Source organism: Verrucomicrobiia bacterium, assembly GCA_019634635.1.
Lineage (GTDB): Bacteria > Verrucomicrobiota > Verrucomicrobiia > Limisphaerales > UBA9464 > UBA9464.
The window spans coordinates 1-13,060 of sequence record JAHCBB010000028.1; the positions used below are offsets into that span (position 1 = coordinate 1).

13 protein-coding genes are annotated in these 13,060 nt (G+C 67.9%); 12 read left to right on the plus strand and 1 reads right to left on the minus strand.

The window, feature by feature from the left end:
- The first annotated feature begins 84 nt into the window (after positions 1-84).
- Both msrB and cls read left to right on the plus strand, forming a co-directional pair.
- Entirely contained in the window at positions 85-663 is a 579-nt protein-coding gene (gene msrB / locus KF791_15940) for a peptide-methionine (R)-S-oxide reductase MsrB (GenBank protein MBX3734067.1), read from the plus strand.
- Between the two features lie 102 nt (positions 664-765).
- Positions 766-2,133, plus strand: coding sequence for a cardiolipin synthase (gene cls / locus KF791_15945; protein MBX3734068.1), 1,368 nt, complete (start codon positions 766-768; stop codon positions 2,131-2,133).
- A gap of 21 nt (positions 2,134-2,154) precedes the next feature.
- Here cls and KF791_15950 read toward each other — a convergent pair whose 3' ends face one another.
- The gene (locus KF791_15950) at positions 2,155-2,553 is read right to left on the minus strand and encodes a hypothetical protein (GenBank protein MBX3734069.1); all 399 of its coding nucleotides are present in this window, start codon (positions 2,551-2,553) and stop codon (positions 2,155-2,157) included.
- A gap of 124 nt (positions 2,554-2,677) precedes the next feature.
- Between KF791_15950 and KF791_15955 the strand changes: the two genes are divergently transcribed.
- From KF791_15955 to KF791_16000, 10 genes are all read left to right on the plus strand, one after another.
- Complete coding sequence (locus tag KF791_15955) at positions 2,678-3,082, plus strand: translation initiation factor (GenBank protein ID MBX3734070.1); 405 nt, start codon at positions 2,678-2,680, stop codon at positions 3,080-3,082.
- A 39-nt stretch (positions 3,083-3,121) separates the two neighbouring features.
- Positions 3,122-6,361, plus strand: coding sequence for a HEAT repeat domain-containing protein (locus tag KF791_15960; protein ID MBX3734071.1), 3,240 nt, complete (start codon positions 3,122-3,124; stop codon positions 6,359-6,361).
- Positions 6,362-6,478: 117 nt separating this feature from the next.
- A complete protein-coding gene (locus tag KF791_15965; GenBank protein ID MBX3734072.1) occupies positions 6,479-6,814 on the plus strand; it encodes a helix-turn-helix transcriptional regulator in 336 nt (111 codons plus the stop codon).
- Complete coding sequence (locus KF791_15970) at positions 6,811-7,389, plus strand: hypothetical protein (GenBank protein MBX3734073.1); 579 nt, start codon at positions 6,811-6,813, stop codon at positions 7,387-7,389. The genes KF791_15965 and KF791_15970 overlap by 4 nt, the downstream gene beginning before the upstream one ends.
- A 260-nt stretch (positions 7,390-7,649) precedes the next feature.
- Positions 7,650-9,149 (plus strand): fasciclin domain-containing protein, encoded by a 1,500-nt coding sequence (locus KF791_15975; protein MBX3734074.1) that lies wholly within the window; start codon positions 7,650-7,652, stop codon positions 9,147-9,149.
- A 241-nt stretch (positions 9,150-9,390) separates the two neighbouring features.
- On the plus strand, positions 9,391-9,678 hold the full coding sequence (locus tag KF791_15980) for a (2Fe-2S)-binding protein (protein MBX3734075.1): 288 nt from the start codon (positions 9,391-9,393) through the stop codon (positions 9,676-9,678).
- 84 nt (positions 9,679-9,762) lie between these two features.
- Positions 9,763-10,677, plus strand: coding sequence for a ParB/RepB/Spo0J family partition protein (locus tag KF791_15985; GenBank protein MBX3734076.1), 915 nt, complete (start codon positions 9,763-9,765; stop codon positions 10,675-10,677).
- 45 nt (positions 10,678-10,722) lie between these two features.
- The gene (locus KF791_15990) at positions 10,723-11,862 is read left to right on the plus strand and encodes a hypothetical protein (protein MBX3734077.1); all 1,140 of its coding nucleotides are present in this window, start codon (positions 10,723-10,725) and stop codon (positions 11,860-11,862) included.
- Positions 11,863-11,900: 38 nt separating this feature from the next.
- Positions 11,901-12,476: a peptide deformylase gene (gene def / locus KF791_15995; protein MBX3734078.1), complete on the plus strand. Its 576-nt coding sequence runs from the start codon at positions 11,901-11,903 to the stop codon at positions 12,474-12,476.
- Between the two features lie 35 nt (positions 12,477-12,511).
- On the plus strand, positions 12,512-13,057 hold the full coding sequence (locus KF791_16000) for a molybdenum cofactor biosysynthesis protein (GenBank protein MBX3734079.1): 546 nt from the start codon (positions 12,512-12,514) through the stop codon (positions 13,055-13,057).
- The last annotated feature ends 3 nt before the right edge of the window (positions 13,058-13,060 follow it).

The following is a 13,060-nucleotide window of genomic DNA, read 5'->3' on the forward strand; positions in this document are numbered from 1 at the left end:
TGGCGGGCAGGACTGGCCTGCTCTTCGGCCCCATGCTACAACACCCGTGTGACCGGCACCGCGGAGGGCCGGCCAGGACGACCAATGAACGCAACGCTTCGCCTGATCCAACCCTTCCTGTACGGCGGCATTGCTGCGGCAGGACTCTTCGTCGGCGCCCTCCGGGCGGCGGACACCGTACCGGACAAGGCGGGCGCCGGACCCGTTCCGGTCGTTCCTTGGAACGGAACCAACACCATCGTCAAAACCGATGCCGAATGGAAAAAGGAGCTGACGCCGGAGCAGTTCCGGATCCTCCGGAGCCACGGCACAGAACGGGCGTTCACCGGGCCGTTCTGGGACAACCATGCCGCCGGGATGTACCGCTGTGCGGGGTGCGGACTCGACCTGTTCGCCTCGGACACCAAGTTCGACTCGGGCACCGGGTGGCCCAGTTTCTGGGCGCCGGCGGCTCCGTCCCATGTCGGCACCTCCGAGGATCGCCGCCTCTTCATGAAGCGCACGGAGGTGCACTGCGCGCGGTGTGCGGGACATCTGGGCCATGTGTTCGATGACGGTCCGAAGCCGACCGGCCTCCGGTACTGCATCAACGGGTACGCCCTGAAGTTCGTGCCGCTCGCCGATCTTGCGCCGCCGTCCGGGACTCCGCCGGCGAGTCGTTGATACGGTGGCGCAATCCCTGTGAATTCCGCCGCCAGTGCCACCGCAGCCTGGGCTCACTGGGGGCTGGTGTATTCGATCTCCGAGTGGGTGATCCGGATCGCGATGCTCGGCTACGTGCCGCAGCGACGGACCCCGGCGGCGGCGCGGACCTGGCTCCTGTTGATCTTCTTTTTTCCTTGGGGCGGCCTGGCGCTCTACCTCGTGCTGGGCCGGCTGCACCTGCCCAAACGCCGGCGCCGGTTGCTGGAGGAATTGTCCGGGCGCGTCCGGGAGGCCGCCCGGCAACTGCCTCCGGGGATCCGCACCCCGCCCGAAGCCCTGCCTCCCCAGTCTGCCGACGCCGCCCGGCTCGCGGAAAACCTGACCGCCTTTCCCATGCTGGCGGGGAACCAGATCGAGTTGCTGGGGGACTATGTGGGCTCGCTCGAACGGCTGGCCGCCGACATGGATGCCGCCCGCGACCGCATTCACCTGCTGTATTACATCTACGGCGACGATTCCGTGGCCGCGATCGTCACCCGGGCTCTGGAGCGTGCCGCCGACCGCGGGGTGTCGTGCCGGATGCTTCTGGACGGTGTCGGCTCGAAGGCCGCCCTGAAATCCCTGGCGCCCCGGCTCCGCGACCGGGGCATCACCGTCACGGAATTGTTGCCCGTCCGGTTCTTTCATCACCGGGGCGCGAGGGCGGACATCCGCAATCATCGAAAGATCGCGGTCGTGGACGGACGGATCGGATACATCGGATCCCAGAACGTGGTCGCCCCAAACTTCGTGCCCGGGCATCCCAATGAGGAACTTGTAGCCCGGGTGCAGGGGCCGGTGGTCACCGCACTCGAAGCGGTCTTCGTGTCCGACTGGCATCAGGAAGTGTCAGGCGACCTCGACGTCCTTCCCGGATTTGAAGGGCTCGCCCCGGCGGGATCATCCCACGCCCAACTGGTCCCGAGCTCCCCCGGCTATCGTCAGCAGACCTTCGCCACGCTTCTGGTCTCCCTGATCCACCAGGCCCGGCGGCGCGTCCACATCACGACCCCGTATTTTGTCCCCGACGAGCCCTTCCTTTCCGCCGTCCGGACCGCCGTCGAGCGCGGCGTGGACGTCCGGGTGGTCTTGTCCCGGCACTCGAACCAGCTCTTCACCATCCTCGCACAACGCTCGTTCTATGACGAACTGCTGGAAGCCGGCGTGAAGATCCATCTGTATCGTCCGCGGTTCCTGCACGCCAAGAGCGTGCTGGTGGACGACGACCTGGCCATCGTCGGGTCGAGCAACATTGACATCCGGTCCTTCGCGCTGAACGCGGAGGCGAGCCTGATGGTTTCCGACCCGGCGGTGGCGGCGCAGCTGGACCGCATCAATCAGCGCCACTTTGCCGACAGCGATCTCCTGGACGCCGCGGCGTGGGCCCGGCGTCCGTTCCGCCAGCGCGCGGCCCAGAACATCGCCCGCCTTGCGGATTCGCTCCTGTAATCCGTCGGGAGGCCCGGTGGTTCAGGGTTTTGCGGATTTGGGAACCTGCCGGAGGTACTTGTGACAGGCGACGCAGCTGATCGTCAGGTCAGAGTAGGCGAGCGTGGCGGCATCCACGTCGCGGACTTTCGCCGCCTTGACCAGGGATTCGGAGGCCAGCCGAAACTGGGTGGAGAACAGCTCGTAGTCGGGCGTTTGCAAGGCGGCCCAGCCGCGCTGTCCGCTCAGCGTCACAAGCGTCGTGGCGTTGGTCTCAACTTGAGGGAAATCGGCCACGGCCAGACCGCCCAGGATCCTTTGGGCCGCTGCGAGCTTTGAGCGCATCACGGCGGCGGTGGCGGCATCGGCCCCCTGAACGGGTTGCCAGCCGATTCCCGCGGCCAGCAGGGCGGCCGAACCCAGTGAGGAAATGGATTTCATGATCGCGACTGGCCGACACTACCGCGGACCGCCCCATCCCTTCAACCTGCGTTGCGCGTCGTTCCGCGGAGCACGGGAGACTGGCCGAAGCCGCCGGGACCGGCTATCAAGCCCCCCTGACAGCATGAGCGACGGAAAACGCATCCGCACCGACGGCGGTCCGGCCTTTGGCCACAACCCATTTGAAGCGCTCACCGCCGCGGGATTGCCCGACGTCCCGGCGTCCACCGGGCCGACGGACGTCCCGGCCACGGAAAGACCGGCGCTGAAGGGCGCACGCCACCGGGGACGCGTGGACATCATCCGTCAGCGGGCCGGTCGCGGCGGCAAGACGGTCATGGTGATCCGGGGCTTTGCGGGCATCAGTGGCGCGGAAAAGGAGGCGCTCGCCCATGCCATGCGCAAGGCCTGCGGCACAGGGGGCACCATGAAGAACGGCCAGATCGAGATTCAGGGCGGCAACCGCGATGCCGTCGCGCGCGTTCTGGAGGAGGCACGCTTCCACCCGGTGTTCGCCGGAGGGTGGTAGCCCGGTTGGACGCCTGACTCTCCTGGACGAGGCTTCCCCATGGTGCGTCTCCTGAAGCTTCACGTGGTCGTTGCGACCCTGGTGGTGTTCGGTGGACGGCTCGTTGGGGACGACCCACTCCGGCCCCGCAGCGGGTGGAAGGCCGAGCCGTTGCTGTCCGCACCGGAGCTGGCGCATCCGAGCGTCGTCTGCACGGCGCCCGATGGGCGGATCTTCGTCGCCGAGGATCCGATGGACATCCGAAGCGAGCGGGCGGACGCCCGCGAGGGGCGGATCCTGTGCCGGCATGCCGATGGTCGCCTGACCGTGTATGCGGAGGGACTCCACGCCGTGTTCGGAATGCAGTACCTTGAGGGCCGGCTGTACGTGTTGCACAATCCCCGGTTCTCCGTCTTTGCAGACCGCGGCGACCATGGAGAACCACGGGACGACCTGATCCCCGGCACCAATCCGGAGCCCTGGGCGTTGGACTGGAACGATCATGTGCCGGCGAATTTCCGGCTGGGTCTGGACGGCTATTTCTACGTCGCGACCGGGGACAAGGGGCTTTTCCAGGCGCGCGGAAGCGACGGGCGGGAGTTGTCCATGCGCGGCGGGGTGTTTCGCATCCGCCCCGACGGAACCGGGCTCGAAGCCTTCAGTCATGGGGTCCGCAACATTCTGGATGTGGCCCGCACCGATGAGGACGACCTCTTCACCTACGACAACACGGACGAACACCAGTGGATGTCCCGGATTGCCCACATGGTGGACGGCGGGTTTTACGGGTGGCCGCATGAATTCATCCCGCGTCGGGACCATGCGCTCTGGTGTCTTGCGGATCTTGGCGGCGGTGCCGCAACCGGGGCGCTGGTGGATGATGGTGGCGCGTGGCCGCCGGAACTCGCAGGACAATTGTACCTTGCCGACTTCGGGAAGCGACAGGTGCTGCGCGTGCGTCTCGAGCGCGATGGGGCCACGTTCCGGCTCGCGGAGCGTGAAGATCTCATCCCCGATCCGCCGGCGGATTTCCGCCCCGTGGGCCTCTGCCAGACTGCGGATGGCACCGGACTGCTGGTCTGCGACTGGCAGCATCGGGACAGCAAGGCGCCGGTGACGGTGGGACGGCTGTGGCGCCTGACTCCCGACGGTGCCCGGGCGCCGGAGCGTCCCGACTGGTGGGAGGACGCCGCCTCCGGGCGTCCGTTTACAGCCCCGGATGAGGCACTGCTCGCGGCCTTGGACCATCCCTCGAGGGCCGTGAGAGACACGGCGCAGCGGGAGCTTTCGCGGCGTCCTTCGGCCGGGCCGGCGCTTCAATCCACGCTCAAAAACGAAGCCGCCCCATGGCGGGCACGCATTCACGCGCTGTGGGCACTCACGGCGGCCGGGGAGACGGGCCCGGACGGGCTCACGACCGTCGTCGCCGCCGCCGTCGCCTCGCCGGATGCGCGGGTCGCCCGCCAGGCGCTTCGGGCGTTGGGCGAACGCGCTGCGGCGCCCGCGCCCCCCGAAGTGCTGAAGGCCGTGGAGGATCCGGATCCGACGCGACGCTTTCGTGCGGCGACCGCCCTCGGTCGGATCGCGGATCCCAAGGCGATCCCGGCACTTCGCGAGCGGCTTGGCGATGCGGATGACTGGGTTCGATTCGCCGCGTTCACGGCGCTCAACCGGATCGGGCGACGGCATGGCGAGACCTGGGATCTGGTGGTTCCGGGCCTTGCGGACCCGAACCCGCGGGTTCGATCCGGGACCCGGCACGCCCTGCGGGAGACCTGGGAGATGCCCCTGGTGATGGCGCTGACGAAGCATGCGGGCTCGGGAGGCGCGGAAGCAGCGGAGGCCGTTGCACTGTTGGGGGCCCTGCACCGGCAGCCGCCTCCGTGGCAGGGCGAATGGTGGGCCTATCACCCGGCCAGCGCGGCGCCACCGGCGAGGACCGGGCGCTGGGCCGGAACGGCCGTCGCCGAGGAGGCGCTCTTGAACGCACTGCGATCTTCCAGTGAGCCGGTCCGCTCCGCCGCGCTCCTGGCCGTTGGCGATGCCCGGGTCGAGGCGGCGGCGGACCTGTTGGAGGCGCTGGCGGGGAAGACAACCGATGCATCGGAACGGCGTGCCGTGGTTCGGGCCCGTTCCCGGCTGGGTGACGAGCGGGCCCGTGACTTCTTCGCCGCCGAGTTGCTGAGAACCCCGGATCCTGAAGTCCAGGTGTTGGCGCTGGAGGTCCTCCGGCAATCCCCCGCCGCTCCGGACGTCGAGACAGCACTGGAGGCCTTCTGGCGGACGCAACCCCGGGATCCGGCAGTGCTGATCGCCGCCTGCCGGACGACGGGCGATGCGGGCGGCCGATCCCTGGTTCCCGCGGTTGCCGCCTGTTCGACCCATCCCGACCCCGCGGTGCGGTCCGCTGCGGTGTCAGCGCTCGGACGCCTGGGAACGCCGCTCGCGGTCGCGGCCCTCGAACGCACCGTGCGGACCGGTCCGCCCGACACCGTCCGCTCCGCGCTGACCGCGCTGGGCGGCGTGCCCTCTCGGGAGGCGCGGGCCGTGCTGTTTGCGGCGGCGGAGGAGGGGCGGTGGCGTGGGGATGCGATTGGGGCGCTGGCGCGGCGGCCGCAGCCGGATGCCATTGCGCTGTACCTCGACGGGCTGGAACTGCCCGAGGCGCAAATTCGGGAGCAGTGTCGCGCGGCGCTTGGCCAGCTTCGCGATGCCACCTGGCCTGTGGTGTTGTCCCGACTGGACGGGCTGTCGTCCGCCGCGCAGGCCCAGTTGCGCCTCATTTTCGCGGGCCATCCGCCGGCGCAATCCAGCGGCCTGTTTGATCCGGGCAGTGGCTGGTCGGAGGCGGACTACCTGGCGGCGGCCAGCCAGTCCGGAGGCAATGAATTGCGGGGGCGCGACCTGTTCTTTTCGCCCCAGGGCCCGGCGTGTTCGCGCTGCCACCGGGTGGGTTCCGAGGGAAGTGAATTGGGACCCGACCTCACGCATGCCGGAACCCAGTTCGACCGCATGGCGCTTGCCGAGGCGATCCTGTTTCCCTCGCAAAGCGTCCGTGAAGGCTACCAGCAAACGACGCTTGAGCTCGCCTCCGGCGACCTGGTCCATGGCCTGATGCGGGTGGAAGAAGCCGACGCGGTCACCGTCCGGGACGCCGCCGGGCAGGACCATCGCGTGCCGAGGACGGACATCCGGGAACGTCTCACGAGCGGCCAGTCCCTCATGCCCGAAGGGCTCGCTGCCGGACTGTCCCCGACGGACTGGGCGGACCTCCTCGCCTACCTCGAAAGCCTGCGCTGACCCGAACGCACTGGGGCAGGCCGCAGGTCGGCACAGCCACCCCTTGCGCGGGGGAATTCCGGGAAAAATTCCCGGAGGCCGTTGCATACATAGAATTCCAATGCATCGTGGGGTGGAATGAAGATCAACAAGGATCTGATCGCCGCCAGTGCGACCCCGATCGTTCTGTCCCTGCTGCGGGAGGGCGAAAGTTACGGGTACGCGATCATCCAACGCGTTCGAGAGCTGTCCGATGGCGAGGTGCAGTGGACCGACGGGATGCTCTATCCGATCCTCCACCGATTGGAGGCTCAGGGCCTGATCGAGGCGCGATGGGGGGAGTCCGAATCCGGACGCAAACGGCGATACTACCGAATGAAGCCAGCGGCCAGGGATGTCCTTGAGGAGGAACGCCGCCAATGGAGCGTGATGAACCTGGTTCTCGCCAAGGTTTGGGAGGCTCAAGGCGCATGAAAACGTCCTCCGACCTCTCCCATGAGCTGTCCCGGCTTCCCCGCAGTCTGGCGGTGGAGCTGGAGGACCATTTGACGGAAGAGATTTCGCGGCTGGTCGCCGGCGGAATTCCCGAACAGGAGGCCCGCAGTCGGGCGCTCGCCCAGCTGGGCAGTCCTGCGGAGATTGCCGCGGCCAGCCGCCAGGCACTCCGGGATCCGATCTGGGGAAGCGCCCGGATTCCGCTGCAAAGCAAGTTGTTGTTTGCGGGATGGACGTCCTTCTCGCTGCTGTGGCTGGGCCGCATCTGCACCCATGAAGATCCCAGCTATGCCTCCGTCGCCCTGTGTTTGTTCCTCGGCCTTTTCGGGACGGCGATCGGTGTCGGGCTGCTGCGTCTGTGCGAAACTGCCCGACGGTTTGCCCTGGTGGGTTCGGTGATGATGGCGGGGGTACTCCTCGTGAAAGGTGCGGTCGCCTTCGTCATGCCGATGCCGGTTCCCCATGGCGTCTGGCTTCTACCCGTCCTCGCGGCCGGCGCGGTCCTCTCCGCCTGGATCCTTTCCCGCCCGTCGTTTCGAAACCGCTGCGTCTGAACCTGAACGCTTCCGCCCGATGTCCCGCAGAAATCCATTCAAGCGCCAGCCGGATTAGCGGCGCGCTCTGACCGGTCACCCGGAACTGCGTCTTCGCGCCAAAGCGCATCCCGGAATCACCACCTGCACCGAAAATGAAGCCTGCCGCTTCATCACGCTCTTTCCATGCCTTTTGACCTTCGCATTCGTGACGCCGGCTCCGGGTGGAGCCGCTGCGGGCGGATGCAGCCGATCCCGAAACATTCCGCAGTCAAATTCCCATGATACAAAGCAATCCACTGCTCCGAGTCCTCCGTACCACCCTGCGTGGGCTCGTGTGCCTCGCCCTCATTCCCATCCTGCCGATCCAGTCACGTGCGGCCACGCTGGTTGAGGCCGCCGCCAGCAACCCCGACTTCTCGACACTGGTGACAGCTGTTCAAGCGGCCGGCCTGATCGAAACGCTCTCCGGCCCGGGGCCCTTCACGGTATTCGCGCCCAACAACGCCGCCTTCGAAAAACTGCCACCGGGAACGGTGGAGGCCCTGGTCGCCGACCCCGTCCGGTTGCGAAGCATCCTGCTGTATCACGTGGTGCCCGGACGCGTACGCAGCACCGATCTCGTTGTCGGCCCGGTCATCACCGCCCAAGGCGCGGCCGCCACCATCACTCTGGAGGGAGGTCCAAGGATTGATGACGCCGACATCATCGCAACGAACGTCGAGGCCTCGAACGGGGTGATCCACGTCCTCGACTCGGTCATCCTGCCCCCGCCGACTCTGGTCGAGATTGCCGCCGGCAATCCCGACTTCTCGACCCTGGTGACCGCCGTTCAGGCGGCCGGCCTGGTCGAAACGCTCTCCGGCCCGGGGCCGTTCACCGTGTTCGCGCCCAACAACGCCGCCTTTGAAAAGCTGCCACCGGGAACGGTGGAGGCCCTGGTCGCCGACCCCGTCCGGTTGCGAAGCATCCTGCTGTATCACGTGGTGCCCGGACGCGTACGCAGCACCGACCTCGTTGCCGGCCCGGTCATCACCGCCCAAGGCGCGGCTGCCACCATCACTCAGGAGGGAGATCCAAGGATTGATGACGCCGACATCATCGCAACGAACGTCGAGGCCTCGAACGGGGTGATCCACGTCCTCGACTCGGTCATCCTGCCCCCGCCGACTCTGGTCGAGATTGCCGCCGGCAACCCCGATTTCTCGACCCTGGTGACCGCCGTGCAGGCGGCCGGCCTGGCCGAAACGCTCTCCGGCCCCGGGCCATTCACGGTGTTCGCGCCCAACAACGCCGCCTTCGAAAAGCTGCCACCGGGAACGGTGGAGGCCCTGGTCGCCGACCCTGACCGACTGCGGCACATCCTGCTCTATCACGTGCGCTCCGGACCCCGCCTGCGCGCTGCCGACCTCACCACCGGCCCCGTGGCCACCCTGCAGGGGGCCCCGCTGCAGGTCGTGGTCGGCGCCGCCGGAGTCCAGGTGAACCAGGCCGTGGTGCTGGCAGCGAATGTCGAGGCCGGCAATGGTGTGCTCCATGTCGTGGACTCGGTCCTTTTGCCCGGCGATGGATTCCCCGAGGTGCGGCTCTGGGCGCTGCCGACCCCGGATGGAGCAACCGTCGTCTGGCCCGCCACCGCGGCGGCCGCAACCCTCGAATCCGCCCCCAGCCCGGGCGGGCCCTGGTCACCAGTGACCGCTCCCGTCACCGCCACCGACGGGATTCTCAAAGTGAGTGTGGACAGCGATGCGGATGAGTTGTTCTTCCGGCTTCGCGAATAATGCCACCCCGTGCCGGGGCGCCGGGTCCACGCGACCCCGCCCCGGCCGTTCGGATTTCCCCCCGTGTGGGGGGAGGGCGGGCCCTGGCGACGAACCGTGTGTTCGCCGGGGCCCGTCGTGTGAGAAGGTTCAAAAGGTGGTCCCCGGTGGGCCAAAGCCGAGGGCCGAGGGCCATTGGACACCGGACCCCGCCTGTCGCACCCTGTGGCTGCCGCGGAACCGTCCGGCGGCACATTGCTCCATGGCCAAAATCACCATTCTTCCTGCCAATGTCTCCGCCGAGGTGGCGGACGGCGAAAACCTGATCGAAGCCGGCGAGGCCGCCGGAGTGGAGATGGAGGCGGGTTGCTTCAACTGCTCCTGCGGCACCTGCGTGGTCGAAGTGGTCAGCGGCATGGAGAACATCAACGAACCAACCCCCGAGGAGCTCGACGTGCTCGACCAGTGGAACAAGGACCCGGAAAAGTTCCGCCTGACCTGCTGCAACCGGGTCCTGAAGGGCGAGGTGGTGCTCCGCGCCGGGCATTGAGCTCCGACGCCGGCGGGTTCAGGAACCCCGAAGCGCCAAAATCCCTTTTGCGTTCAGCCTTCGGCGCTTCCTAAGGTTGCCGGCATGTCGAAACCGGGTCTCGGGAGGGGATTGGGAGCGCTGCTGTCCGGCAGCGCCGCCCCGGCATCCGCCACCCGGGAACCCACGGCACCCCGGCCCGTCCAGGATCCCGCGGCAGGTCCCGCGGTCCGCCGGGTGCCCCTGGGCCAGATCCATCCCAGCCCCCTCCAGCCCCGCAAGGACTTTCCCGCCGCCGCCCTCCAGGAACTCGCGGACTCCATCCGGGAGCAGGGGATCGTGCAGCCGCTGCTGGTCCGGGCGGTGAACGGGGCCTATGAATTGATTGCCGGCGAACGTCGCTGGCGGGCGGCGCAACTTGCCGGACTGACCGACGCCCCGGTGCTCGAACGCCAGGCCACCGACGGCGAGGTGCTGGAACTCGCGCTGATCGAGAATCTCCAGCGCGAAAATCTCAACGCGATCGAGGAGGCTCTCGGATACCAGGAGCTGGCCACACGCTTCGGTCTGACCCAGGACGACGTCGCGCGAAAGGTCGGACGCTCCCGCGCCGCCGTGGCCAACGCCCTGAGGCTCCTGCGCCTTCCGGCGCCGGTCCAGGAGGCCGTGCGGGAGGGCCGGCTTTCCGTCGGGCATGCCAAGGTGATTCTGGGACTGTCGGACGGCGTCCAGCAGCTCACCGTGGCCCATCGGGTCGAGGCCGAAGCCCTGACCGTCCGGCAGACCGAGGAGTTCGTCGCGCGGATGATCGCCGGCCCGAAAACCGCGGCGTCGAAGGCGGCGACCACACCGCCGGTTCGCGACCCCCATGTTTCCGACCTGGAGAACCGCCTCCGGGAGCGCCTGGGCGCACGTGTCCTGCTCCGGTACCGGGCCGGGCGGGGTGCGGTGGAGATCCGCTTCACTTCCGACGAGGACCTGACCCGGATCTTGGAGGCCCTGCACGTGAATGTTGATTGACCGGCACCCCCGGCACCTCTTGCGCCGCTTTCACATCCCTTTCCCATGATTGATTCCCAGGAATTCCGCAGCCAGGTCGCCGCGCGACTCGAAAGCGTCGCCGCCGGGGTCCCGAAGCTCAGTGCCTTTGTGGGTCTGGACGGCTTTGTGGACGAAATCCTCCACGTGGTGGACAAGCGCCAGGACGCCAACCATTACGAGCGCGTCCCGACCATTGCCGCCTACGCGCGCCGCCTCGCCGCCGCCGCCGGGCGCAGCACCAACATTGAGCTGGTCCATGTGCTCACCAAGCTTGGAGGCAACGGACCGATCATGGCCAACGCACTCGCGAGCTTCGGGCTGAACGTGACCTACGTCGGCTCGCTGGGCTGGCCGTCAATGCATCCGGTGTTCGAGTCGTTTGCCGGCCGCGCGGACGTGGCGTCCATCTGCGAACCCGGGCTCACCGACGCCCTGGAATTCGAGGATGGCAAGCTGCTCGTCGGCAAGCATTACACCCTCAAGCAGGTGACCTGGGAAAATCTGCGCCAGCGGTACGGTGCGGAAAAATTCGCCGCGCGCTTTCGAGCCGACCATCTGGTGGCGTTCGTCAACTGGACGATGCTGCCGTACATGAGCGACATCTGGGCGGCGATCCAGTCGGAGCTGATGGACGGGATTTCCGGACCGCGCCGCCGGATGTTCTTCGACCTGGCGGACCCGGAGAAGCGGGTCGCCACCGACATTTCGAGGGCGCTCGATCTCATCGCGAAGTTCCAGTCCCGGTTCGACGTGATCCTCGGGCTGAACGAGAAGGAGGCGTGCGAGGTGGCCCGGGTGCTGGGTCTGGAGGCAGCGCCTCAGGACGCGGAGGCCCTCGCCGCCGTGGCGGTGGAAATTGCGCGGCGCGTTCCGGTGGAAACACTGGTCGTTCATCCCACCGCCTATGCCCTCGCCGTTTCAGACGGGCGCGCCGACGTCGTGGCCGGGCCGGTCTGCGTCCGGCCGAAGATCACCACCGGGGCCGGCGACCACTTCAACAGCGGCTTCTGCCTCGGCAAGCTGCTGGGATTGTCCAATGCCGAAAGCCTGCTCTGCGGTGTCTCCACCAGCGGCCACTACGTTCGGACGGCGGAGAGCCCCCATGTTGCCGACGTGGTCGCGCTGATGCGGCAGTGGCCCGGGGAGGAAACAACGGCGCGATGAGCGGGCGCACCGCCACCCCCGATTCCCGGCCCGCAGCCATGTTTCCAGTGGTTCATTACGGCGATCCTGTCCTGAGGCGCAAGGGCGCACGGATCGAGGCGATCACCCCGGAACTTCAACGGTTGATTGCCGGCATGTTCGAGACGATGAGGGAGGCCCACGGCATCGGCCTGGCCGCCCAGCAGGTCGGGTACGCCCTGCAGGTCACGGTGCTCGACGTGCGTGACATCAAGCAGCGTCCGTCCCAACTCTGGCTCGACGGCCAGCCGGCCGACGTCGAGGCCTTCATGCCGCTGGTGCTGATCAACCCGGTGGTCACCCCGGCCGGCCCTCCGGAGCGCGGCGCCGAGGGATGCCTGAGCTTCCCCGAGATCTACGCCGACATTGAGCGGCCGGGGGTGGTGGACGTGTCCGCACAGAACGAACGGGGCGAGCCGTTCGCCTTTCGGGCCGGCGGCCTGCTGGCGCGGGCGATCCAGCACGAGGCGGACCACCTCAATGGGATCCTGTTCATTGACCGCATGGACAGCGAAACCCGCTCCGAACTGAAGGACGAGCTCGAAACGCTTCAGGCGGCCACCCGCGCCGCGCGGGCGGCGAAGCCGTCACCCTGAGCCCCTGTCCCCGGGCCCGGCCCGGGTGCCCACCAATGCCGCCCCCTGCTCCACGCATCCTCCAGATCTACGTGTCGCCGGGACACAACTTCTTCGGACACCACGGCCTCCCGCCGGGGACCCACCCCATGCTGGAGGTCGCCCGGGTCCGGTGCCTGGAGGGCCGCGGATTGGAGGGCGACCGCTTCCTCGATTTCAAACCGGGCTACAAGGGCCAGGTGACCTTCTTCGCCGAGGAAAGCCACAAACACCTGGTCCGGACCCTGGGCCCCTCGGACCGCTCCCTGTCCGTCTATCGCCGCAATGTCATCACCCGGGGACTCGACCTCGTCGCGCTGGTGGGCGTTGCCTTCGAATTGCAGGGGGTGCGGTTCGAGGGGACCGCACAGGCCAGTCCCTGCGCATGGATGGACCTCGCGTTTGGGCCCGGGGCCTGTGCGGCGCTGCGGGGGCGCGGCGGTTTGAGGGCGCGGATTCTGTCCACGGGACACTTGCGCACCGGCCCGGCGCGGTTCCGTCCCGTCCCGGATGTGAACAGGCTGGGAACAGACCGCGAACAAGCCGGGCGACAGACGGCTTGAGGC